The sequence below is a fragment of the Arthrobacter sp. YD4 genome (assembly GCF_030410515.1).
In the GTDB taxonomy this organism is placed as follows: domain Bacteria; phylum Actinomycetota; class Actinomycetes; order Actinomycetales; family Micrococcaceae; genus Arthrobacter.
Map to the genome: position 1 here is coordinate 171,758 of NZ_JAUHHD010000005.1, position 22,526 is coordinate 194,283.

The 22,526-nt window shown below is 69.7% G+C and carries 21 protein-coding genes and 2 riboswitches; of the genes, 7 read left to right on the plus strand and 14 right to left on the minus strand.

Annotated elements, in window-relative coordinates:
• Positions 1-17: 17 nt before the first annotated feature.
• Entirely contained in the window at positions 18-254 is a 237-nt protein-coding gene (locus QWJ39_RS13790) for an RNA-binding S4 domain-containing protein (RefSeq protein ID WP_290258422.1), read from the plus strand.
• Between the two features lie 20 nt (positions 255-274).
• Here QWJ39_RS13790 and QWJ39_RS13795 read toward each other — a convergent pair whose 3' ends face one another.
• Positions 275-937 (minus strand): phospholipase, encoded by a 663-nt coding sequence (locus QWJ39_RS13795; RefSeq protein ID WP_290258423.1) that lies wholly within the window; start codon positions 935-937, stop codon positions 275-277.
• Positions 938-1,085: 148 nt separating this feature from the next.
• Between QWJ39_RS13795 and QWJ39_RS13800 the strand changes: the two genes are divergently transcribed.
• Both QWJ39_RS13800 and QWJ39_RS13805 read left to right on the plus strand, forming a co-directional pair.
• Positions 1,086-1,925, plus strand: a complete 840-nt coding sequence (locus QWJ39_RS13800; protein WP_290258579.1) for an SGNH/GDSL hydrolase family protein — start codon at positions 1,086-1,088, stop codon at positions 1,923-1,925.
• A 65-nt stretch (positions 1,926-1,990) separates the two neighbouring features.
• On the plus strand, positions 1,991-2,563 hold the full coding sequence (locus QWJ39_RS13805) for a hypothetical protein (RefSeq protein WP_290258424.1): 573 nt from the start codon (positions 1,991-1,993) through the stop codon (positions 2,561-2,563).
• Positions 2,564-2,582: 19 nt separating this feature from the next.
• On the opposite strand, the gene QWJ39_RS13810 is transcribed toward QWJ39_RS13805, so the two are convergent.
• Both QWJ39_RS13810 and mmsB read right to left on the minus strand, forming a co-directional pair.
• Positions 2,583-4,067 (minus strand): CoA-acylating methylmalonate-semialdehyde dehydrogenase, encoded by a 1,485-nt coding sequence (locus QWJ39_RS13810; RefSeq protein WP_290258425.1) that lies wholly within the window; start codon positions 4,065-4,067, stop codon positions 2,583-2,585.
• A gap of 28 nt (positions 4,068-4,095) precedes the next feature.
• Complete coding sequence (gene mmsB, locus QWJ39_RS13815; protein WP_290258426.1) at positions 4,096-4,998, minus strand: 3-hydroxyisobutyrate dehydrogenase; 903 nt, start codon at positions 4,996-4,998, stop codon at positions 4,096-4,098.
• Positions 4,999-5,169: 171 nt separating this feature from the next.
• On the opposite strand from mmsB, the gene QWJ39_RS13820 reads away from it, so the two are divergent.
• The gene (locus tag QWJ39_RS13820; RefSeq protein ID WP_290258427.1) at positions 5,170-6,069 is read left to right on the plus strand and encodes a LysR family transcriptional regulator; all 900 of its coding nucleotides are present in this window, start codon (positions 5,170-5,172) and stop codon (positions 6,067-6,069) included.
• An 80-nt stretch (positions 6,070-6,149) separates the two neighbouring features.
• Here the strand turns inward: QWJ39_RS13820 and QWJ39_RS13825 are convergent, their stop codons facing one another.
• The 3 genes from QWJ39_RS13825 to QWJ39_RS13835 all read right to left on the minus strand — a co-directional run bounded on the left by QWJ39_RS13825 (position 6,150) and on the right by QWJ39_RS13835 (position 10,501).
• Positions 6,150-7,532, minus strand: a complete 1,383-nt coding sequence (locus tag QWJ39_RS13825) for an MFS transporter (protein WP_290258428.1) — start codon at positions 7,530-7,532, stop codon at positions 6,150-6,152.
• A gap of 191 nt (positions 7,533-7,723) precedes the next feature.
• Entirely contained in the window at positions 7,724-8,872 is a 1,149-nt protein-coding gene (locus tag QWJ39_RS13830) for a homoserine O-acetyltransferase (protein WP_290258429.1), read from the minus strand.
• Positions 8,873-8,885: 13 nt separating this feature from the next.
• Positions 8,886-9,001: riboswitch (SAM riboswitch) on the minus strand.
• A gap of 183 nt (positions 9,002-9,184) precedes the next feature.
• Complete coding sequence (locus QWJ39_RS13835; RefSeq protein WP_290258430.1) at positions 9,185-10,501, minus strand: bifunctional o-acetylhomoserine/o-acetylserine sulfhydrylase; 1,317 nt, start codon at positions 10,499-10,501, stop codon at positions 9,185-9,187.
• 85 nt (positions 10,502-10,586) lie between these two features.
• Positions 10,587-10,703, minus strand: a riboswitch (SAM riboswitch).
• 192 nt (positions 10,704-10,895) lie between these two features.
• Between QWJ39_RS13835 and QWJ39_RS13840 the strand changes: the two genes are divergently transcribed.
• Positions 10,896-11,534, plus strand: coding sequence for a VOC family protein (locus QWJ39_RS13840; RefSeq protein ID WP_290258432.1), 639 nt, complete (start codon positions 10,896-10,898; stop codon positions 11,532-11,534).
• 150 nt (positions 11,535-11,684) lie between these two features.
• Here QWJ39_RS13840 and QWJ39_RS13845 read toward each other — a convergent pair whose 3' ends face one another.
• Positions 11,685-12,452, minus strand: coding sequence for a type II CAAX endopeptidase family protein (locus QWJ39_RS13845; RefSeq protein WP_290258433.1), 768 nt, complete (start codon positions 12,450-12,452; stop codon positions 11,685-11,687).
• Positions 12,453-12,532: 80 nt separating this feature from the next.
• Between QWJ39_RS13845 and QWJ39_RS13850 the strand changes: the two genes are divergently transcribed.
• Positions 12,533-13,189, plus strand: a complete 657-nt coding sequence (locus tag QWJ39_RS13850) for a histidine phosphatase family protein (protein ID WP_290258580.1) — start codon at positions 12,533-12,535, stop codon at positions 13,187-13,189.
• Positions 13,190-13,194: 5 nt separating this feature from the next.
• Here the strand turns inward: QWJ39_RS13850 and hutI are convergent, their stop codons facing one another.
• The 4 genes from hutI to tdh are packed head-to-tail and all read right to left on the minus strand — an operon-like array spanning position 13,195 to position 17,907.
• Complete coding sequence (hutI, locus tag QWJ39_RS13855; protein WP_290258434.1) at positions 13,195-14,406, minus strand: imidazolonepropionase; 1,212 nt, start codon at positions 14,404-14,406, stop codon at positions 13,195-13,197.
• An 11-nt stretch (positions 14,407-14,417) separates the two neighbouring features.
• Positions 14,418-15,533, minus strand: coding sequence for an FAD-dependent oxidoreductase (locus QWJ39_RS13860; RefSeq protein ID WP_290258435.1), 1,116 nt, complete (start codon positions 15,531-15,533; stop codon positions 14,418-14,420).
• Between the two features lie 58 nt (positions 15,534-15,591).
• Positions 15,592-16,803, minus strand: coding sequence for a glycine C-acetyltransferase (locus QWJ39_RS13865; protein WP_290258436.1), 1,212 nt, complete (start codon positions 16,801-16,803; stop codon positions 15,592-15,594).
• A gap of 57 nt (positions 16,804-16,860) precedes the next feature.
• Positions 16,861-17,907: an L-threonine 3-dehydrogenase gene (gene tdh / locus QWJ39_RS13870; protein ID WP_290258437.1), complete on the minus strand. Its 1,047-nt coding sequence runs from the start codon at positions 17,905-17,907 to the stop codon at positions 16,861-16,863.
• A gap of 144 nt (positions 17,908-18,051) precedes the next feature.
• Between tdh and QWJ39_RS13875 the strand changes: the two genes are divergently transcribed.
• Positions 18,052-18,960 (plus strand): LysR family transcriptional regulator, encoded by a 909-nt coding sequence (locus tag QWJ39_RS13875; protein WP_290258438.1) that lies wholly within the window; start codon positions 18,052-18,054, stop codon positions 18,958-18,960.
• A gap of 3 nt (positions 18,961-18,963) precedes the next feature.
• On the opposite strand, the gene gatB is transcribed toward QWJ39_RS13875, so the two are convergent.
• Genes gatB through gatC form a run of 3 tightly spaced genes read right to left on the minus strand, consistent with a single transcriptional unit; the run spans position 18,964 to position 22,349 of the window.
• Positions 18,964-20,469 (minus strand): Asp-tRNA(Asn)/Glu-tRNA(Gln) amidotransferase subunit GatB, encoded by a 1,506-nt coding sequence (gene gatB, locus QWJ39_RS13880; RefSeq protein ID WP_290258439.1) that lies wholly within the window; start codon positions 20,467-20,469, stop codon positions 18,964-18,966.
• The gene (gatA, locus tag QWJ39_RS13885) at positions 20,469-22,049 is read right to left on the minus strand and encodes an Asp-tRNA(Asn)/Glu-tRNA(Gln) amidotransferase subunit GatA (RefSeq protein ID WP_290258440.1); all 1,581 of its coding nucleotides are present in this window, start codon (positions 22,047-22,049) and stop codon (positions 20,469-20,471) included. Before gatA ends, gatB begins: the two co-directional genes overlap by 1 nt.
• Positions 22,050-22,052: 3 nt before the next feature.
• Entirely contained in the window at positions 22,053-22,349 is a 297-nt protein-coding gene (gene gatC, locus QWJ39_RS13890) for an Asp-tRNA(Asn)/Glu-tRNA(Gln) amidotransferase subunit GatC (RefSeq protein ID WP_011691167.1), read from the minus strand.
• Positions 22,350-22,526: the final 177 nt, after the last annotated feature.

Consider the following 22,526-nt stretch of genomic DNA (forward strand, 5'->3'; position numbering starts at 1 on the left):
CAGGCATTATTGCTTGTATGAGCAACCCGGAAATTGATGAGGTCCCGATCCGCGACGAGATGATCCGGCTGGGGCAGCTGTTGAAGCTGGCCAGCCTGGTCGAGGACGGGGTGGAAGCGGCGGAGCTGATCAAGAACGGGCTCGTGAAGGTCAACGGGGAGATCGAGGAGCGCCGCGGCCGGCAGTTGCACCACGGCGACGTGGTCACGGTCAACGGCGAGTCGGTCCGGATCAGCACCCCCGCGGGAGCCTAGCGCGGCGTCACGGCAGGCCCCTAGGCGGTGAGCACCTCGTGGGTGAGGAACTCCCCCACATGGCCCACCTCCTGCTGGTTGATGCCGTGCCACATGCCCGTGTAGAGCACCTTGGTGAGCTTGACGTGCCTGCGCACCCAGCCCATGGTGAATTCGATCTTGTCCGGGGTGATCACCGGGTCCTGCTGGTCCCGCCCCCAGAACATCGGAACCGTGCCATCCAGGTCGGCATCGTGGAAGGTGGGGTCACCGGCGGCGTCCACGGCGAAGCCGGAGAGGCCGACGACGGCGGCGTAGGCCCCGGGGCGGCGGCGCAGCAACGTGGTGGCCAGGGCCATCCCCATCGAGAAGCCCAGCAGCGTCACCGACGGGTGTTCCCCGCGGACCGAGTCGATCCAGTGCTCGGCGTAGGCGGCGGCTTCCTTGACCGCGTCGAGGGAGTACTCGATGGACGCCGTCAGCGGGAACCACGTGAAGCCGGGGCCGGTGGGCAGCGGTGCCCGCAGCGCGGCCACGACGAACTCCTGCGGCAGCATGTCCGCGAGGCTCATCAGGTCCTGTTCGTTGGCGCCGTAGCCGTGCAGCAGCACCAGCAGGGGCCGCCCGGCCCGCTCGGATTCGGGCCGGGACCAGAGGACGACGGGTTCGGGAAAGGTTGCCGGGTAGCCGGCGGCGTCAGTCATGGCTCCATTCTTGCAGTTACCAATCAGTAACATGCGACGGTGGCGCGATTTGCGGGGCAGGGGGCAGGATGGAACGGTGAGCGAAACAAAAGCAACGGAGAACGATCCGGACCGCACGGTCAACCACCCCTGGACCCGCTACGTGGCGATGGGCGATTCCTTCACCGAGGGCATCGGGGACCCGGAACCCGCAAGCCCCGGCGGCCACCGCGGCTGGGCGGACCGAGTGGCCGAGGAGCTCAGCCGCGGGCACGACGACTTCGCCTACGCCAACCTGGCCGTGCGCGGCCGGTTGCTGCAGCAGATCGTGGACCAGCAGCTCGCTAACTGCCTGTCGCTGAAGCCGGACCTGGTCACCCTCTCCGCCGGCGGCAACGACCTGATCCGCCCCGGCGGCGACCCCGACGTGCTGGCCGAGCGACTGGACTCGGTGGTGCAGATCCTGAGCCTGAACGGTGCCACGGTGGTGTTGTTCAACGGCCCCGACACGGGGTCCTCGGTGCTGGGCCGGATCCGGAGCAAGGTGGCGATCTACAACGAGAACCTCCGCACGGTGGCGGCCCGGCACGACGCGGTGATCGCGGACATGTGGTCCCTCCGGCAGCTGAGCGACCCGCAGATGTGGGACGCGGACCGGCTGCACTTCTCCCCGCTGGGCCACCACACGATCGCCGCGATGGTGCTCGATTCCCTGAACGTCCAGCACACCCTGGAACCGCTCTCCCCCAAGCCGCTGCCGCCGCAGACGTGGCGCGAGGCGCGCACCGGGGACCTGATCTGGGCCCGGGAGCACTTCGTGCCGTGGGTGGTGCGCCGGCTGCGGCACCGCTCCTCCGGCGACGGCATAACCGCCAAGCGCCCGCTGGCCGGGCCGGTGTTCGGTCCCGGCGTGCCGCTGGGCTCCGGTGAGGGCCCCAAGGGCACCGGGACCGGTGCCGCCGGGGGTTCGGCCGGCACCGCGGACGCCGCCGACGCCCTGCGGTTCTGAGTCCGGCACGGGCCGCGGGTGCCGGGCGTTAAGCTGGGAGATCATCTTCTGAGAGGCCCGGTACCGTGAGTATTTTCTTCTGGATCATCATCCTGTCCCTCGTGATTCCTGCTGCGATGCGCTATTACCGGCGCTCGGTGCAGAACAAGAACCGGGACCAGGGCCCGTACCAGGGCACGCCGGGCGGCTTCGGAGGTTTCCCCGGCACCGGCCCGGGACCCGGCCAGAGCAACCAGCCGCGGGACGGCTTCACCCAGCGGGACTACTACGGCGGCTTCGGCCAGCTCAATCCCCCGCAGCCGCCCGCCGGCCAGCAGTACCCCGGAAACCAGTACCCCGCCGGCCAGCCCTACCCAGGCAATCCTGCCCCGGGTACCCAGTACCCGGGCAGCCCGTACCCCGCCAACCAGTCCCCCGCGCCGCAGCCGCCGGTCCCCTACGAGGACAGCGAACAGTACCGGAACAACCCGCCCCGGCCCGCCCCGCAGCCGCAGGATGTGCCCCCGGTCCTGCCGCCGTCGTCGAACGCGCAGGGCTACCGCGCCCGCAAGCTCGCCGAGCTGGACCAGATGTACAGCAACGGCGAGCTTGCGATGGAGGACTACATGGCCCGGCGCGCGGAGATCATGAAGGGCTGACCGCGACGGGTCCGCCGCCCTAGTCGACCTGCGGGAAGCCCAGGTCGATCACCGAGGTGGAGGGGTCCGGCCAGCGGGTGGTGACCACCTTGCCGCGGGTGTAGAAACGGATGCTTTCCGGGCCGTACATGTGGGTGTCGCCGAAGAGCGAGTTCTTCCAGCCGCCAAAGGAGAAGGTGCCCACCGGCACCGGGATCGGGACGTTGACGCCCACCATGCCGGCCTCGACGTCGAACTCGAACTGGCGCGCCGCACCGCCGTCGCGGGTGAAGATCGCCACACCGTTGCCGAACTCGTTGTCGTTGACCAACTGCACCGCGTCGGCGTAGGTCTCGACCCGGACGACGGAGAGCACGGGGCCAAAGATCTCGTCGTCGTAGACCTTCATGCCGGGCTTGACGTGGTCGATCAGGCTGACGCCGATGAAGAAGCCGTTGGAGTCGAACTCCTGCTCGCGGCCGTCCACCACCACGGAGGCGCCCTCGTCCGCGGCGCCCGCCACGTACGATGCGACCTTGTCGCGGTGCTCGGCGGTGATCAGCGGCCCCATCTGCGAGGCCGGGTCGGTGCCGGGACCGATCTTCAGGGTGGCCACCCGGGTCTTGATCGCGCCGACCAGGTCGTCGGCAGTGTTGCCGACGGCCACCAGCACGCTGACGGCCATGCAGCGCTCACCGGCCGAGCCGTAGGCGGCGGAAACCGCGGCGTCGGCGGCCATGTCCAGGTCCGCGTCCGGGAGGACCACCATGTGGTTCTTGGCGCCGCCGAGGGCCTGGACGCGCTTGCCGTGGTCGGCGGCGCGCTTGTAGATGGACTGGGCGATCGGCGTCGACCCGACGAAGCTGACGGCCTTCACGTGCGGGTGTTCCAGCAGCACGTCCACGGCCTCCTTATCGCCGTGCACCACATTCAGGACGCCGGCGGGCAGCCCCGCCTCGGCGAAGACCTGCGCGATGAAGACTGCGGAGGACGGGTCCTTCTCGCTGGGCTTGAGCAGCACGGTGTTGCCGCAGGCCAGGGCGCTGCCGATCATCCACAGCGGCACCATGGCGGGGAAGTTGAACGGGGTGATGCAGGCGACGACGCCGACGGGTTGGCGGACGGAGTGGACGTCGACGCCGCCGGAGACCTGCTCGGAGCGTTCGCCCTTGAGGGCATGGGAGAGCCCGGTGGCGAACTCGATGTTCTCGAGGCCGCGGGTGATCTCGCCCTCCGCGTCGGAGAGGACCTTGCCGTGCTCGCTGGTCAGCAACGCGGCCAGCTCCGGCCGGCGCTGCATCAGCAGCTCGCGGACCCGGAAGAAGATGGCGGTGCGGCGGGCCAGGCTGGTGGCGCGCCAGCCGGGCAGCGCGGCGCGGGCGGCCGCGATGGCTTCCTCGACCCGGGCGGCGGAGGCGAGGGCGACTTCCTTCTCCTGTTCGCCGGTGGCCGGGTTGAAGACGGGGCCGTAGCGCTCGGCGTCGGAGACCAGTTCGCCGTTGATGACGTGGGGAATGCGTTCCATGGGGGTTCTCTTTCTCGGAGGTCCGGCGCTACTTGGCGGCTTCGAAGGAGCCGTCGACCAGCTTGACGATCGCGGAGCAGTCCGTGCCGGACTGGCCGCCGTCGATCAGACGCTGGAAGAGCTGCTGGACGTGCTGGCCGATCTCCAGCGGGGTGCCGGTGTCCTGGGCGGCGCTGATGGCCAGGCCGATGTCCTTATTGGCCAGTTCCGCGGTGAAGGTGGGGGCGAAGTCGTTGTTCGAGGCGGCGGTGGGGACGACGCCGGCCACCGGGTACCAGGTGCGCAGCGCCCAGCTGTCGCCGGAGGAGACGGAGGCGATGTCCCAGAAGACCTGCTTGTCCAGGCCCAACCGGTCGGCCAGGACGGCGCCCTCGGCGGTGGAGGCGAGGTTGATGAAGAGCATCAGGTTGTTGCAGATCTTGGCGGCCTGGCCGGTGGTGGCCCCGCCGGTGGGGATGATGTTCGCGGCCATCGGGCGGATGAACTCGGTGGCGTCGGCGACGGCATCGGGCTTGCCGCCGATCATGAAGGTCAGGGTGGCGGCCTTGGCGCCGCTGATCCCGCCGGAAACCGGGGCGTCGACGAAGCGGAACCCGGCCTCGGCTGCGGCGTCGTGCAGGGCCTGCGCCGAGGCGATGTCAATCGTGGAGGAATCCACCAGCAGGGTTGTGGTGTCCGCGTGGGCCAGGACGCCGTCCTCGCCGAGGTAGACGGCGCGGGCGTGCTCGCCCTTGGGCAGCATGGTGAAGACGACGTCGGCGCCCGTGACGGCCTCGGCGATGCTGCCGGCGGGGGTCACTCCCCCGGCCTCGGCGGCCGCGACGGCGTCCGGGTTGAGGTCGAATCCGCGGACCTCGTGTCCGGCCTTGGCGAGGTTGACGGACATGAATCCGCCCATGTTTCCCAGTCCGATCCAGGCGACAACTGCCATGGCTAAAGCTCCTTTGCTTGGTGTGGCTGACGGTTCCGTGCGGAACTCCCCGCGCTTCGGCGGGGCACTGTGTCCAGCATCACACCCTGTTACAGTGCAATCAAGACAAAAAAGTGAAGATGCCATGTGCAGCCATGCACATAGCTTCCGAAGCACCGAGAGGCCCGGACCGTGAACCGCCTGCCCAGCCCCGATGACCTGCTGATCCTGCTGACCGTGGCGCGGCTGGGCCGCTTCAATGCCGTCGCGGAGACCCTGGGCACCACGCACACCACCATCTCGCGCCGGATCCTGGCGCTGGACAAGCAGCTGGGCGGCCGGACCCTCGAGCGCACTCCGCAGGGCTGGGAACTGACCGAACTCGGCGGCCAGGCGGTGGCGGCGGCGGAGGCGATCGAGGGTACCCTGGGCGCGCTCAGCGGCCGGATTGCCCGGCGGGACGACGTGCTGGCCGGGCTGGTCCGGATCAGCACCCCCGACGGTTTCGGCGCCGAGTTCGTCACGCCGGCGCTGGTCCGGCTGCAGCGCGAGCATCCGCAGCTGAACGTGGAGGTGCTCAGCGCCACCCGCAAGGTCAGCCAAAACCGCTCGGGCGTGGACCTGGAGGTGGTGGTGGGCAACCTGGAGGTCAGCAGCGCCCAGACCATCTTCCTGGCCAACTACTTCCTGCGGCTGTACGCCAGCCCGCAGTATGTCCGGGAGCACGGGACGCCGGAGACCCTCGACGACGTGCGCCGGCACGGCTTCGTCTCCTACGTGGAGTCCGCCCTGCAGGTGGCCGAGCTCGGCCACCGGTCCACGCAGCTGCCGATGCCCCGGTCCAGCTTCCAGGCCACCAGCATCTTCGCCCAGCTGGAGGCGGTCCGGCGGGCGGCCGGGATCGGGCTGCTGCCCAACTTCCTGGTGGTGGGCAAGGAGGGGTTCGTCCCGGTCCTGCCGGCCGACTTCCAGCGCCAGCTCCCCATCTGGGCCGCCGCGCGGGCCGAGTCGCTCCGCTCGGCGCCGGTGCAGGCCGTGCTGGCCGCCCTCCGGGCCGAGATCGCCGAGCGGCAGGACGTGCTGGCCGGGTAAACCGGAACGCGGCAGCCCCCGTCCCGCGGTGCGGGGACGGGGGCTGCCGGTGAAGCTGGTCGTTCGTTACTTCTTGCCTGCTATTTTTTGCCTGCGGCAAGGAGGTCGGCCGTGCCCTGGGCGTCGGCGGCGTCGACGTCGTGCAGGGAGATGCCGCGGGTTTCCTTCAGGAAGAGCACCGCGACGGCGGTGATCGCGCAGGCGATCGCCAGGTAGATGGCAACCGGGACGGAGGACTTGTACTCGCCCAGCAACGCCACTGCGATGATCGGGGCGAGCGAACCGGCCACGATCGAGGTCACCTGGTAGCCGAGGGAGACGCCGGAGTAGCGCATCCGGGTCGGGAACATCTCGGCCATGATGGCCGGCTGGCCGGCGTACATCAGGGCGTGGAACAGCAGGCCGATGATGACCGAGGCAAGGATGATGAAGTCGTTGCCGGTGTCCATCATCGGGAAGGCGAAGAAGCCCCAGGTGGCACCGAGGACGGCGCCGGCCATGTAGACCGGGCGGCGGCCCAGGCGATCGGACAGCCGGCCCACCATCGGAACCACAGAGAAGTGAATGGCGTGGGCGACCAGCAGCAGCATGAGGATGCGGGTGGTGTCGGCGTGGACCACGGTCTTCAGGTAGGTGATGGAGAAGGTGACCACGAGGTAGTAGAGGATGTTCTCCGCGAAGCGCAGGCCCATGGCGGTGAAGACGCCGCGGGGGTAGCGGCGGAAGACCTCGGCGACGCCGTAGCCCTTGTGGCCGGCCTCGACCTCCTTGCGGGCCTCGAGGAAGATCGGGGCGTCGTTGACCTTGGTGCGGATGTAGTAGCCGATCAGGACGATCACGGCGGAAAGCCAGAACGCCACGCGCCAGCCCCAGCCGAGGAAGTCGGCGGAGGACAGGGTGGAGGAGAGGATGAACAGCACCGCGGTGGCGAAGAGGTTGCCCAGCGGCACGGCAGACTGCGGCCAGCTGGCCCAGAAGCCGCGGGACTTGCTGGGGCTGTGCTCGGCCACCAGCAGGACGGCGCCGCCCCACTCACCGCCGACGGCGAAGCCCTGGGCGAAGCGCAGGAAGACCAGCAGGGCCGGAGCCCAGTAGCCGATCTGGGCGAAGGTGGGCAGGCAGCCCATCAGGAAGGTGGAGACACCCACCAGGATGATGCTCAGCTGCAGCAGCTGCTTGCGCCCGAACTTGTCACCGAAGTGGCCGAAGACGATGCCGCCGATGGGGCGGGCGACGAAGCCGACCGCGTAGGTCAGGAAGGCGGCCAGGATGCCGTCCAGTTCGGTCTGGGAATTGGGGAAGAAGGCCTTGCCGAAGACCAGGGTTGCGGCGGAGGCGTAGAGGAAGAATTCGTACCACTCCACCACCGTGCCGGCCATGGAGGCGGCGACGACTTTCTTGAGGCCGGACGCCTTGACGTCGGTTTCCTCTGCACGCCTCGCGGCGGCGTTTTCCGTGCTCATAAGAACTCCTTCGGTGTCGCCATCGACACCCTGCGGCTTACTGGGCTGACTCCGTGTGAGTTGGACCACACGCGGTCATTCTCCACGAGTATGGAGTGTCACCGCCGCAGCCTCAACGACCAATCGCGCAGAGCCCATCTGCAAAATTGCACACCCGTCCCCGGCAAGAGCCGGCGAAGAAGCCTTGATGCTCAGGCGAAGAACGCCTCCCGGAGGACGCCGCCGAGCTGGCCGATCTCGGTCAGGAACCCGTCGTGGCCGATCGGGGCCGAGATGACGTGCATGGGCACCTCCCCCGGCAGGGCCGCCGCGAGCTCCCGGGACTGTTCGGGAAAGTACAGCCGGTCCGAGTCCACGGCGGCGATGAAGAACTCGGCGGTGGCACCGGCGAGCGCCTGGCGAAGGCTTCCGCGGCCACGGGCGACGTCGTGGCTCATCAGCGCCTCGGTGATGGCGATGTAGCTGTTGGCGTCGAAGCGCTGCACCAGTTTGTTGCCCTGGTGGTCCAGGTAGCTCTCCACCTGGTAGCGGCCGCGGCCGGACAGCGGCCCGGGCGCGAGCGGTTCCTCGCCGTCCTGGCCGGTCCGGCCGAAGCGGCCCTCCAGTTCGGCGGCGGAGCGGTAGGTAATGTGGGCGATCCGCCGGGCCAACGCCAGGCCGTCATGCGGCTCGGGGCCGCCGTAGTAGTCGCCGCCATTGAAGCGCGGGTCCTGCCGGATCGCGAGGGTCTGGGCCTGGGCGAAGGCGATCTGTTCGGCGGTGCTGTAGGCGCCGACGGCGATCACGGCGCAGCGGCGCACGCGTTCCGGGTAGCTGACGGCCCACTCCAGGGCCCGGGCGCCGCCGAGGGAGCCGCCGAGCACGGCGTGCCATCGGTGGATGCCCAGCGCGTCGGCCAGCCGGGCCTCGGCGGCGGTGCTGTCGCGCAGGGTGACGAGGGGGAAGCGGGATCCCCAGGGCCGGCCATCGGGCGCCGGCGTGGACGGGCCGGTGGAGCCGTAGCAGCCGCCGAGGATGTTGATGGACACCACGAAGTACCGGTCCGTGTCCACGGGCGCGCCGGGGCCGGCGAGCTGTTCCCACCAGCCGGGCTCCCCGCCGGCGCCGCGGGTGACGTGGGTGTCCCCGGTCAGGGCGTGCTCGATCAGGACGGCGTTGGAGGCGTCCGCGTTCAGGGTGCCCCAGGTCTCGTAGGCGAGCACCACCTCCGGCAGGACGGCGCCGGATTCGAGTTCCAGGGCGCCGACGGACAGGTACCGCACGGTGCCTTCGGGGGCGGCGGCGTTTCCTGCTGCGGGACTGGTGGCGGGTACACCCGTTCGGGTGACGGCAATCGTCATGTTAAAAGACCTCACTTCGCGCTTGCCTGCCGTCAGTTGACCGGCAGGCCAGGTCTTCACCCGGGGCACCCCGCCGCAAAAGGAGGGTTGCCGGCCAGCAAGCCGGGGCTGTCGCTGGCACTCATGACCTGCACCGAGTGTACGAAAGAGGGCGGCGTCCTGGCGAAGATTGTGACTTCCATGTGACAGCCGCCCGACCCGCCGCCCCGTTTCCCCACCTTTGAAGGCCAAGGCCGGCGGGTCGCCGCGGACACGCCGCGCCGGCCGCCGTCGGGCCCGCAAAGGTGGGGAAATCCGGCAGGGGTCCCGGGCCTAGCCGGCCTTCGCGGCGCGGAAGCCGGCGTCGAGGTCCGCCAGGATGTCGTCGATGTGCTCCAGGCCCACCGAGAGCCGGACCAGGCCCGGGTGGACGCCCGCCACCGCCTGCTGCTCCGGGCTGAGCTGGCTGTGCGTGGTCGACGCCGGGTGGATCACCAGCGAGCGCACGTCGCCGATGTTCGCCACGTGCGAGTGCAGCTCCAGGGCGTCGACGAAGCGTTTGCCGGCCTCCACTCCCCCGGCGATGACGAAGGAGACGACGGCGCCCGTGCCGCGCGGACCGTATTTCCGGCCGCGCTCGTACCAGGGGCTCGAGGGCAGCCCCGCGTAGGCGACCGATTCGACGTCCTCCCGGCCCTCCAGCCATTCGGCCACCCGGGTGGCGTTGGCGACGTGCCGCTCCACCCGCAGGCTCAGCGTCTCGATGCCCTGGGCGATCAGGAAGGCGTTGAAGGGCGCGACGGCGGAGCCGAGGTCGCGCAGCAGCTGGACCCGGGCCTTGAGGATGTAGGAGAGGTTGGCCCCCAGTGCGCCGTCCGCGCCCAGGTCCCGGGCGTAGACCAGGCCGTTGTAGCTGGGGTCGGGGGTGTTGAAGCCGGGGTACCGCTCCGGGTCCGCGCCGAAGTCGAACTTTCCGGAGTCCACGATCACACCGGCGATCGCCGAGCCGTGGCCGCCCAGGTACTTCGTGGCCGAGTGCACCACGATGTCCGCGCCCCACTCCAGCGGCCGGATCAGGTACGGGGTTGCGAGGGTGTTGTCCACGATCAGCGGCACCCCTGCCTGGTGGGCCACCTCCGAGATGCCCTCGATGTCCAGCACGTCCTGGCGCGGGTTGGAGACCACCTCGCCAAAGAAGAGCTTGGTGTTCGGCTGCACCGCCTCGCGCCACTGGTCCAGGTTGTCCGGGTCCGCCACGAAGGTCACGGAGATGCCGAACTTCTTCAGAGTGTGGGCCAGCAGGTTGTAGGTGCCGCCGTAGAGGCTGGGGCTGGCCACCACGTGGTCCCCGGCCTCGGCGATGTTGAGGATGGCGAAGGTTTCCGCCGCCTGCCCGGAACTGAGCAGCAGCGCGCCGAGGCCGCCCTCCAGGCTGGCGATGCGCTGTTCGACCGCGTCCTGGGTGGGGTTGCCGATTCGGGTGTAGATGGGGGCGAGCTCGGCCAGGGCGAACCGGTTCGCGGCGCTCTCGGCGCTCGGGAAGACGAACGACGTCGTCTGGTAGATCGGCAGCGAGCGGGCGCCGGTGGCGGCGTCCGGCTGCTGGCCGGCGTGGATCTGACGGGTTTCAAAGGACCAGGCGTTGGACATGGTGTCTCCTGTGACTGGGCTCAGGACGGCACCGCCTCCCGGGTCCTGCGCCGCTGGCAGGTCCCGGAATATCGTCACGGCCCTGGCGCCGCGCTTGCCCCGCCGGCGGTCGCCGGAGGGCCAGGTCTTCACCCGGGGCACCCCACCGCGCAAGGAGGGTTGCCGGCCAGCGAGCCGGGGCTTGGCGCTGGCACTCATGACCTGCTCCCAGTGTAGGAAGCCGGAAACCGGTCCGGATAGCTTTGTGACAAAGATGAAGAAACCGGTCCCCGGGACGGCTTCTCCGGCGGATTTCCGCGGCCGCGCTGGGCGGCACGGGGGCCCGCCGGATGGTCCCTGTGAGGTTAGGACAGCCTAAGCTGAGAGGTCCATCACAAAGTGCCAAGATGAGGGCATGCGCATGGATCACGTCTCTTACGCCTGTGAAAAGGATGGCCTCGCGGCCACCACCGACCGTATCGCCACGGCCCTCGGGGTCGAGGCCGTCAAGGGCGGCGTGCACCCCCGTTTTGGCACCCGCAACATGATCATCCCGCTCGCCGGGCACAAGTACCTGGAGGTCGTGGAGGTCCTGGACCACCCGGCGTCGGACAAGGCACCGTTCGGCCAGGCGGTCCGCGCCCGCTCCGCCGCCGGCGGCGGCTGGATGGGCTGGTGCGTTGAGGTCGACGACCTGGCACCCTTCGAGGAACGCCTGGGCCGCGCCGCGGTCAACGGCAACCGCAAGTTCCCCGATGGCCGTGAACTGGTCTGGAAGCAGATCGGCATCCTGGGCCTGATCGCGGATCCGCAGGTGCCCTACATGCTCAAGTGGGAGGGCGACCCGGCCCTGCACCCGTCCAACGCCTACGAGAGCTCGGTGAAGATGTCCGAGCTGACCATCGCGGGCTCCGCGCAGCGGGTCACCGAGTGGCTGGGCGAACCGGTGGAGAAGCCGCTGGAGGACGTGGCCGTGAACTGGCAGGCCCCGCACGGCACGCCGGGCATCCTCTCGGTCACCTTTGAGACCGCTTCCGGAGCCGTCACCATCTAGGGCCCCGGCCCGCCACAACTTCGGCCGCCGGCCGCGGGTGTCAATGACGCCACCCGCCGCCGGGGGCCGAAACTCTTTAAGCCGCTCCCCGCCTCGTCGTGCGGGTCACGGCACGGCAGGTCACGGCACCGCAGGAATCGCCAGGACACCTCAGCCCAGGCCGACCGCCTTGCCGAACAGGCTGAAGCCCACGAACGCCACGATGTCCAGCAGCGCGTGCGCGATCACCAGCGGCATCACCCGCCGGGTCCGGGTGTAGACCAGGGCGAAGATGACGCCCATGATGGCGTTGCCGATGAACGGCCCGAACCCCTGGTACAGGTGGTAGCTGCCGCGCAGGATTGAGCTCGCGGCGATGGCCGCCGGCAGCCGCCAGCCGAGTTTACCGAACCGGTCCAGCAGGTATCCCACCACGATCACCTCCTCGACGATCCCGTGCCGGATGGCGGAGAGGACCAGGACGGGCACGGTCCACCAGTAGGTGCCCAGCGCGCTCGGGATGATCGCCGTCGTGATGCCCAGGGCCCGGCCGGCGGCATAGAGGCCCAGCGACGGGATGCCGATCAGCAGGAACAGGCCCACACCCTGCAACAGGTCCTTTCCGGGGCGTGCGAAATCGAACCCGAGCTTCCGGAATGCCGAGCCGCCGGGGGTCCCCGGCTCGCGGGGACCGGTGAGGAAGTAGAGCACCAGCAGCACGGGGACGAGCGCGAAGGCGATGTCCAGCAGCTGGTAGGTCAGGTCGAAGTACTCGCGGCTGCTCTGGGAGCGGTTCAGCGTTGAGGTCCCCTGGGCCAGCGGCGCCTGCGAGAGCTTGTCCAGCAGCTGCACCACCGAGTACACCGCCGACTGCCCCAGCGAGAGTCCCAGCACAATCCATACTTCGAACCGCACACGGCGGCGGGAGGTAACCAGCATGGTCCTATCTTGCCTGCCGTTGCCGGGAGTTGGCCGGACGCGCCTAAGCTGGGGCTGTGAGCGCGCCCGGGAAAATCCTGATGATCCGGCACGGCCAGTCCGCTGCCAATGCCGATACCTCCATCTACAACCGGGTGCCCGATTACCGCATCCCGCTGACCGATCTGGGCGTCGAGCAGGCCCGGGCCGCCGGCGTCGAACTCCGCCGCCAGCTGGACGGGCAGCAGGTCTGCGTCTACGTCTCGCCCTACCTGCGCGCCTACCAGACCCTCGATGCGCTGGATCTGGGCAACCTGACCGAGCGGGTCATCGAGGAGCCCCGGCTGAGGGAGCAGGACTGGGCGAACTTCCAGATCGCGGGGGACATCGAGGACCAGAAGGAGCTCCGGACCGCTTACGGGCACTTCTTCTACCGGTTCCGCGAGGGCGAGTCCGGGTCCGATGTCTACGACCGGATCTCCTCGTTCATGGAGACCCTGTACCGGCACTGGTCCAAACCGGACTACGCGCCCAACGCCCTGTTCGTTACGCACGGGCTGACCATGCGGCTGTTCTGCATGCGCTGGTTCCACTGGTCCGTGGAGTACTTCGAGTCGTTGAACAACCCGGACAACGCCGAGCTGCGCACCCTGCACCGCACCGGGGACGGGAAGTACGAACTCGACAAGCCGTTCAGCCAGTGGGTGGAGCGGCGCGTGGACGAGACCGTGCTGCACGCCCCGCCCATGGTCTTCTAGAAGGTTTAGCGGGCGCGGACCCCGGCGCGCCAGACGGCGTGGGTCAGCGGCATGCCCGGCCGGTAGGCCAGGTGGGTGGCCGAGGGGGCGTTGAGCAGGTGCAGGTCCGCGCGGTGGCCGACGGCGATCGACCCCACAGCGCGTTCGCCGTCGACGTCGTTCCCCGACTCCCGGCCCAGCGCCAGCGCCCCGCCGTAGGTCGCGGCGCGGACCGCCTCGTGCACGCTGAGCCGCATCTGCAGCACCGCGGTGGTGACGCAGAAGGCCATGGAGCTGGTGTAGGAGGTGCCGGGGTTGGCGTTGGAGGCGAGGGCCAGCTGGACGCCGGCGTCCAGCAGTTCGCGGCCGGGGGCCAGCGGCTGCCGGGTGGAGAGGTCGCAGGCCGGCAGGCAGGTGGCCACCGTGCCGCGCTCCCCGGCGCCGGCCGCGGCTTCCCAGCCGGACCAGCTGTCCGCGAGGTCGCGCACGTCCTCCCGGGACAGGTAATTCACGTGGTCCACGCTGGCGGCCCCGAACTCCACCGCCAGCCGCACGCCCGGGCCCTCGCCGAGCTGGTTGCCGTGCAGCCGCAGGCCCAGGCCAGCCTCCCGGCAGGCCGCCAGCACGCGGCGGGACTGCTCCTCGGTGAAGGCGCCGCGTTCGCAGAAGACGTCGGCCCAGCGCACGTAGGGCCGGACCGCTGCAAGCATCGGACCGCAGACCAGGTCCGTGTACTCCTCGGCGTCCATGCCAGCCGGGACCAGGTGGGCGCCGAGGTAGGTGACCTCGTCGGCGACCGTGGAGGCGATCCGGGCGCTGCGGGCCTCGTTGTCCACGTCAAGCCCGTAGCCGGTCTTGGTCTCCAGGTACGTGGTGCCCTGCGAGACTGCCTCCGCCACCCGGCCGAGGGCCAGGCGGGTAAGGTCGAAGTCGCCGGTCGCCCGGGTCGCGCCCATGGTCACGGCGATGCCGCCGGCGCTGTACTCCTCCCCCGCCATCCGCGCCTCGAACTCCGCGGTGCGGTCGCCGGCGAAGACCAAGTGCGTGTGCGAGTCCACCCAGCCGGGCAGCAGCGCGCGCCCCGCGGCGTCGATGGCGTCGTCCGCGGCCGGGGCGTCCCCGGCGGGGCCCAGCCAGGCGATGCGTTCGCCCTCGATGACGACGGCGGCGTCGTGCAGGACCCGGTGCTCAAGGTCCTGCGTCATCAATTCGCCGATATTCGTGATCAGGGTGCTCATGGGTCCATTCTTCAGGCCCGGATGGACATCCGCGTCGCCGCCAGCGCCTCCGCTGTCCGGGATGCCGGACTGTCGGCCGGGAACGGCGACCCGCCCGCCTGCCCGGCGAGGATCAGTTCGGCGGCGAGTTCGGCGATCCCGGAGGAGGTCTGGAAGCCATAGCCGCCCTGGCCGGCGAGCCAGAAGAAGCCCGGCGCCTCGGCGTCGAACCCCACCACCGGGATGCCGTCGGAGGCCTCGGTGCGCAGCCCGGTCCACGCCCGGCTGACGGCGTTGATGCCGAGGGTGGTCACCTCGTTCAAGCGGGCGATCAGGGCCTCGACGTCGCCGGGGTATGGTCGGGCGTCCTCGGGTCCGCTGGGGACCTTCTCCGAGGGCGAGATCAGCACCTGGTGCCGGCCTTCCGGGCGGAAGTAGAAGCTGTCCGTGGCGGCCACCATCGGGCAGCCGGGCGGAAGCGGATTCTCGACGTCGACGATCGCCGCGGTGCGGCGGAAGGGCTGCAGGCCGAGCTTCTCGACGCCGGCAAGGACGGCGAGCTCGTCCGCCCAGGCCCCCGCGGCGTTGACCACGACGGCGGTGGAGAGCGCCTCCTGCCCGGCGCCGAGTTCCCAGCCCGAGCCGGTGCGCTGCGCGGAGTGGATGCGGGCGCCGGTGATGATGTCCACGCCGCCGGCGACGGCCCGCTCCCGGTGGTCCTCCAGTAGCAGGGAGGCGTTGCAGGCGAAGGAGCCGGAGTCCAGCCCGGCGGCGGTGAAGCTCTCCGGTTTCAGCGCCGGGCAGAGCTTGAGCGCCTCGTCGTGGCCGATCAGGTGCATGAAGCCGCTGGCCTGCTCGCGGACCGCGTCCTCGTCGCCGATCAGCATGAACCGCCGGGGCGAGAGGACGGGCTCGGGGCGGGTGCCCTCGTGCGTGCCGATTAGTTCCAGCGTGCGCAGCGTCAGGTCCCGGACCACGGGCGGGCCGTAACTGGGGATGAGCTGCCGGGCCGAGCGCGCCGAGGTGTGGTAGCCCAGCGTCTGCTCGGCCTCGACCAGCGCCACGCTGCACTTGCCGGCCAGCGCCGAGGCCAGGGACAGTCCGGCAATGCCGCCGCCGGCAATCACAACATCGTAATGAGCTGACATGTGACCCATCCTCGCACCCGGCGGGGACATCCGTCAGCAGGTCTTGCGGACCGGGTTGCTACGCGGCCGCGACCTCCGCGCGGCTGGCCACGAACGCCTGGACGCAGCGTTCGACGTCGTCGGCGCTGTGCGCGGCGGAGAGCTGGACGCGGATCCGGGCGGCGCCCTTGGGGACAACGGGGTAGCTGAAGGCGGTGACGAAGACGCCGTGGCCGAGCATGGCGTCGGCCACCTTGGCGGCCATCACGGCGTCGCCGAACATCACCGGGACGATCGCGTGTTCGCCGTCGAGCAGCTCGAAGCCCTCCTCGGCCATCCGGCGGCGGAACAGCCCGGCGTTGGCAAAGAGCTTTCCGCGCAGCTCCGCGGAGTTCTCCACCAGGTCCAGGGCCTTCAGGGTGGCGGCGACGATCGCTGGGGCCAGGGAGTTCGAGAACAAGTACGGGCGGGCCTTCTGCCGGAGCATGGCAACGACCTCGCGGCGGCCGGAGACGTAGCCGCCGGAGGCACCGCCCAGGGCCTTGCCGAAGGTGCCGGTGTAGATGTCCACCCGGTCCGAGACACCCGCGTGTTCGGGGGTGCCGGCGCCGGTGGGACCCATGAAGCCGACGGCGTGCGAGTCGTCCACCATGACCATGGCGTCGTACTTGTCAGCCAAGTCGCAGATCGCCTCGAGCGGGGCGAGGTAGCCGTCCATCGAGAAGACGCCGTCGGTGACGATGATCTTGCGGCGGGCCGGGTTATCCCCGCTGGAGGCCTCGATCAGGCGCGCCTCGAGGTCCGCCATGTCCCGGTTGGCGTAGCGGAAGCGGCGGGCCTTGCAGAGCCGGATCCCGTCAATGATGGAGGCGTGGTTCAGGGCGTCGGAGATGACCGCGTCCTCCGGGCCGAAGAGGGACTCGAAGACCCCGCCGTTGGCGTCGAAGCAGGATGAGAAGAGGATGGTGTCCTCGGTGCCGAGGAACGCCGAGACCCGTTCCTCCAGGGCCAGGTGCAGGTCCTGCGTGCCGCAGATGAAGCGGACGCTGGCCATGCCGAAGCCGCGGGAGTCCATGGCGTCCTTGGCGGCGGCGATAATCTCCGCGTGGTCGGCCAGGCCCAGGTAGTTGTTGGCGCAGAAGTTCAGCACGTCCGTGCCGGGCTGGCCGAGCTGGCCGGCCGTGATGTGGTTGGCCTGCGGCGAGTCGATGTGCCGCTCGGTCTTGAACAGGCCGGCGCTGCGGATCTCATCGAGTTCGTGCTGAAGCTGGTCCTTGATGGCTGAATACATGGTCGGTGCGCTCCTGGGCTGGGTGGGTGGTTGTACGGTACCGGAAAGGGCCGCGGCCTAGAAGCCGGTCCAGTCGAGGACGACCTTGCCGCCGACGCCGGCGCGGGCGATCTCGAAGCCCTTCTCCCAGTCGGCCGCGGGGAGAGAGTCGGTGACGACGGCGGAGATGTTCGCGTGCAGCACCGGGTTGGAGGAGAGCATGGCGCTCATGGCGTACCAGGTCTCGAACATCTCGCGGCCGTAGATGCCCTTCATGGTGAGCATGTGGGTGACCACCTTGCCCCAGTCGATGTCGATGGACTGGCTGGGAAGGCCGAGCATGGCGATCCGGCCGCCGTGGTTCATGTTCTCGATCATTTCCGGCAGGGCGGTGGGGTGGCCGGACATTTCCATGCCGACGTCGAAGCCCTCGCGCATGCCCAGTTCGCGCTGGGCGTCCTTGACCCGGGTGGTGGAGACGTCGATCGCGAGGTCGACGCCGAGCGTGCGGGCCAGGGCCAGGCGCGGGGCGGAGACGTCGGTGATGGCAATCTTGCGGGCGCCGGCGTGGCGGGCGACGGCGATCGCCATCAGGCCGATGGGTCCGGCGCCGGTGATCAGGACGTCCTCGCCGACCAGCGGGAAGCTCAGGGCGGTGTGGACGGCGTTGCCGAACGGGTCGAAGATGGCGCCAAGTTCCGGGGTGACGGACGGGTCGTGGTGGACCCAGACGTTGGTCTCGGGGATCACGACGTATTCGGCGAAGGCGCCGTCGCGCTGGACGCCGACGCTGACGGTGTTGATGCACATCTGCTTGCGGCCGGCGCGGCAGTTGCGGCAGATCCCGCAGACGATGTGGCCCTCGCCGGAGACGCGGTCGCCGACCTTGACGTCCAGGACGTCCTCGCCGACCTCCACCACCTCGCCGTAGAACTCGTGGCCGGCGATCAGCGGGGCGTTGATCATGCCCTGCGCCCAGGCGTCCCAGGACTGGATGTGCAGGTCCGTGCCGCAGATGCCGGTGGTCATCACCCGGATCTTGACGTCCCCGGCCCCGGTCTCCGGTTCCGGCCGGTCGACGAGGTCGAATCCGGCGTGCGCGCCGGACTTGTAGAGAGCCTTCATGGGCCTGCCTTACTGTGCTGGTGCCGCCGGGGGGGTGGCGAAGTGTGGGTCAACTCACCCCATTACAGCCGCCCGAATGCATTAGCACAACCGAAAATTTCTCAATCGACGATTTAGATTCTTCTTAGCCGTAGGATGGTGGGCATGGAAATCCACCAGCTCGAAATGCTCCGCGAACTCGGCGCCCTGGGCAGCGTCAAGGCAGTCGCCGAAACCCTGCTGGTCACCCCCTCGGCGGTGTCCCAGCAGCTGGCGGCGCTGCAGCGCTCGGTGGAGGTGCCGCTGACCCGCAAGGAGGGCCGGAACCTGGTGCTCACCGAGGCCGGGCAGGTGCTCGCCGACGCCGGAGCCGCCGTCGTCAGCGCCATGGCCGAGGCCCGCGCCGCGATCGGCGAATACCACGGCTCCCCCGCCGCGCCGGTGACCCTCAGCGGGTTCCACAGCGCGGGGCAGGCGTTGTTCGCGCCGCTGGCCCGGCTGCTGGCGGGGCCGGGCCGGCCGGAGGTGCGGCTCTCCGACGAAGACGTCGCACAGCAGGACTTCCCGGCCCTGACCGCCCGCTACGACCTGGTCCTGGCCCACCGGATGGACCACAGCCCGCGCTGGCCCGAGGAGCGGGTGGCGGTGATTCCGCTGGCGCACGAACCGCTGGACGTGGCGTTGCCGGCGGGCCACCGGCTGGCCGGGCAGCGGGCGGTGAGCGCGGACGACGTCGTCGGCGAGCCCTGGGTGACCAGCCACGCCGGCTACTCCCCCGCGGACGTGCTCTCCGCCGTCGCCGCCGTGGCCAGCCGGGAGCTGAATATCGTGCACCGGATCAACGACTACTCCACGGTGGCGGCGCTGGTGGCCGCGGGGAGCGTGATCGGGCTGCTCCCCCGGCACACCGCCCGGCCGGTGCTGAACCCCTCGATCGTGCTCAAGCCGCTGGAGGGGATCAGCACCCGGCGCCGGATCGACCTGCTGGCGCGGCCGGAGAACCTTAAACGCCGATCGGTCATGATGGTCTGCGAGGCGCTGCAGACGATCATGACCGATCTGGTGGGGGCTTAGGCTCTAGCCTTCGACGCCGAGGCGCTCCAGGATCAGCTCCCGGACACGGCCGGCGTCGGCCTGGCCGCGGGTGGCCTTCATGACGCCGCCGACGATCGCGCCGATCGCCTGGACCTTGCCGCCGCGGATCTTGTCCGCGACGTCCGGCTGCGCGGCGAGGGCAGCGTCGATGGCTTCGAGCAGCGGGCCATCGTCGGAGACCACGGCGAGGCCGCGCTTCTCGACGATTTCCGCCGGGGTGCCCTCGCCGGCGAGGACGCCGTCGAGGACCTCGGAGGCCATCTTGTTGTTGATCTTGCCGGCCTCCACCATGGTATTCAGTTCCACGATGGTGGCCGGGTTGACGCCCAGCTGGCCGGGGTCGACGTCGGCGTTCTTGGCGCGGCCGACGATCTCGCCCATCCACCATTTGCGGGCCACCGTGGGGGTGGCGCCGGCTGCGATGGTTTCCTCGATCTCGTCCATGACGCCGGCGTTGACGACGTCGCGGAACTCCAGGTCGGAGTAGCCCCAGTCGGCCTGTAGGCGCTTGCGGCGGGCGGCCGGCGGCTCGGGCAGGGTGGCCCGGAGCTCCTCGACCCATTCACGGGAGGCGACGACCGGCACCAGGTCCGGTTCCGGGAAGTACCGGTAGTCGTCCGCGTCGGACTTGGGCCGGCCCGAGGTGGTGGAGCGGGTGTCCTCGTGCCAGTGCCGGGTCTCCTGGATGACCGGTTCACCCGCATCCAGGACGGCGGCGTGCCGCTGGATCTCGTAGCGGACGGCGTGTTCGACGGCGCGCAGCGAGTTCACGTTCTTGGTCTCGGAGCGGATGCCGAAGCGTTCGCGGCCGTGCGGGCGGAGCGAGACGTTAGCGTCGCAGCGGACGTTTCCGCGTTCCATCTTCGCGTCCGAGACGCCGAGGTTCTTGACGATCTCGCGGATCGCGGCGACGTAGGCCTTGGCCAGTTCGGGGGCGCGGCTGCCGGCGCCCTCGATCGGCTTGGTGACGATCTCCACCAGCGGCACGCCGGAGCGGTTGTAGTCCACCAGCGAGTAGTCCGCGCCCTGGATGCGTCCGGCGGCGCCGCCCATGTGGGTGAGCTTGCCGGCGTCTTCTTCCATGTGGGCGCGTTCGATCTCGACCCGGAAGACGGTGCCATCGGAGAGCTCGATGTCCAAGTACCCGTCGTAGGCGATGGGTTCGTCGTACTGCGAGGTCTGGAAGTTCTTCGGGGTGTCCGGGTAGAAGTAGTTCTTCCGGGCGAAACGGCAGGACTCGGCGATCGTGCAGTTCAGCGCCAGGCCGATCTTGATCGAGGACTCGATCGCGGTCTTGTTCACCACCGGCAGGACGCCCGGGAGGCCCAGGTCCACCTCATTGACGTTGGTGTTCGGCTCGTCGCCGAAGACGTTCGGCGCGGAGGAAAACATCTTGGTCTTGGTGTTCAGCTCGACGTGGACCTCGAAGCCGAGGACGGGGTCGTACTTCTCCATCGCCTCTTCGAAGCTTAGGGTTGCGTCAGTCATTAGTGTGAACCTCCGTGGCTCAGGGCGGCGGCAGCCGCAGAAGACGCAGCCGTAGAAGAATCAGTGAGTGAAGGGGCCTTCGCCAGCAGGGGTCCGCCCCACTGTTCCTCGAGCAGCGACTCGAGCACGGCGCCGACGCGGTAGAGGCGGGCGTCCTGCCGGGCCGGGGCCAGCAGCTGGACGCCGACGGGCAGGCCGTCCTCGTCCGCCAGGCCGCCGGGCAGGGACAGGCCGGGGACGCCGGCCATGTTCGCTGGGATGGTGGCGACGTCGTTGAGGTACATCGCCAGCGGGTCGTCCAGCTTCTCGCCGAGCTTGAACGCCGTGGTGGGCGCCGTCGGGGAGATCAGGACGTCGGCCTGGGCGAACGCGGCGTCGAAGTCGCGCTGGATCAGGGTGCGCACCTTCTGGGCCGAGCCGTAGTAGGCGTCGTAGTAGCCGGCGCTCAGGGCGTAGGTGCCCAGGATGATGCGGCGCTTGACCTCGTCGCCGAAGCCGGCCGCGCGGGTGGCGCCCATGACGCGTTCGATGGTCAGCGGACCCTCTTCGGGCAGCACGCGCAGGCCGAACCGGACGCCGTCGAACTTTGCCAGGTTGGAGGAGGCCTCCGAGGGCATGATCAGGTAGTAGGCGCCCAGGGCGTACTTGAAGTTCGGGCAGGAGACCTCGACGATCTCGGCGCCGGCGCCCTTGAGCAGCTCGAGTGCCTCGTTGAAGCGGTTCTCGACGCCGGCCTGGTAGCCCTCGCCGTGGAGTTCCTTGATGATGCCGATCTTCATGCCCTCGACGTTGCCGGTGCGGGCGGCGGCCACCAGGTCCTCCAGCGGGTCCGGCAACGAGGTGGAGTCGCGCGGGTCGTGGCCGCCGATCACCTGGTGCAGCAGCGCGGAGTCCAGCACGGTGCGGGAGACCGGGCCGATCTGGTCCAGCGAGGAGGCCATGGCGATCGCGCCGTAGCGGGAGACGCCGCCGTAGGTGGGCTTGACGCCGACGGTGCCGGTGACGGCGCCGGGCTGGCGGATGGAGCCGCCGGTGTCCGTGCCGAGGGCCAGCGGGGCCTCGAACGCGGCCACCGCCGCGGCGGACCCGCCGCCGGACCCGCCGGGGATGCGGTCCAGGTCCCACGGGTTGCGGGTGGGGCCGTAGGCGGAGTGCTCGGTGGAGGAGCCCATGGCGAATTCGTCCAGGTTGGTCTTGCCCAGGATCGGCATCCTGGCCGCGCGCAGGCGCTCGACCACGGTGGCGTCGTAGGGGCTGTGCCAGCCCTCGAGGATCTTCGAGCCGGCCGTGGTGGGCTGGCCGACGGTGACGATCAGGTCCTTGACGGCGATCGGGACGCCGGCCAGGACGTGCAGGGCCTCGGCTTCGGCGCCGCCGGCGGCGCGGATGGCGTCCACGTCGGCGGCGACGGCGAGGGCTTCCTCGCCGTTGACGTGCAGGAAGGCGTTGACCTGGCCGTCGACGGCGGCGATGCGGTCCAGGTAGGCCTGGGTGACCTCGACGGCGGTGACCTCGCGGGCGGCCAGCTTCTCGGCGAGCGCGGCGGCGGAGAGGCGGATCAGTTCGTTGGTGTCAGTCATGTCTTAGTCCTCATCCAGGATGGCCGGGACCTTGAAGCGGCCCTCGTACGCGTCGGGGGCGCCGGAGAGCGACTGCTCGGCCGTGAACGTGTGGCCGACGACGTCCTCGCGGAACACGTTGGTCAGCGGGATCGGGTGGGACGTGGCGGGGACGTCGTCCCCGGCGGCTTCACTGACGGACTTGACCGATTCGACGATGACGGCGAGCTCGCCGGCCATCCTGTCCAGCTCTTCAGCACTCATCTCGATGTGCGCGAGACGCGCGAGATGCGCGACGTCGTCGCGGTTGATCGCAGCCATGGATCTCCCCTGCAAGGTTCGGATTATTTTCCGTCCCAGTCTACGTGGGTTGAACTACGCTTACCGCCCGGCGTGGCCGCCATGGGACGGCCTGCCGCCTTTCGGCGGCGGGCCGGACGATCCTCCGCGTGCTCGCTCGTCCACCCCAACCGTCCCCCTCCCCTCGCAAGTCCCCAC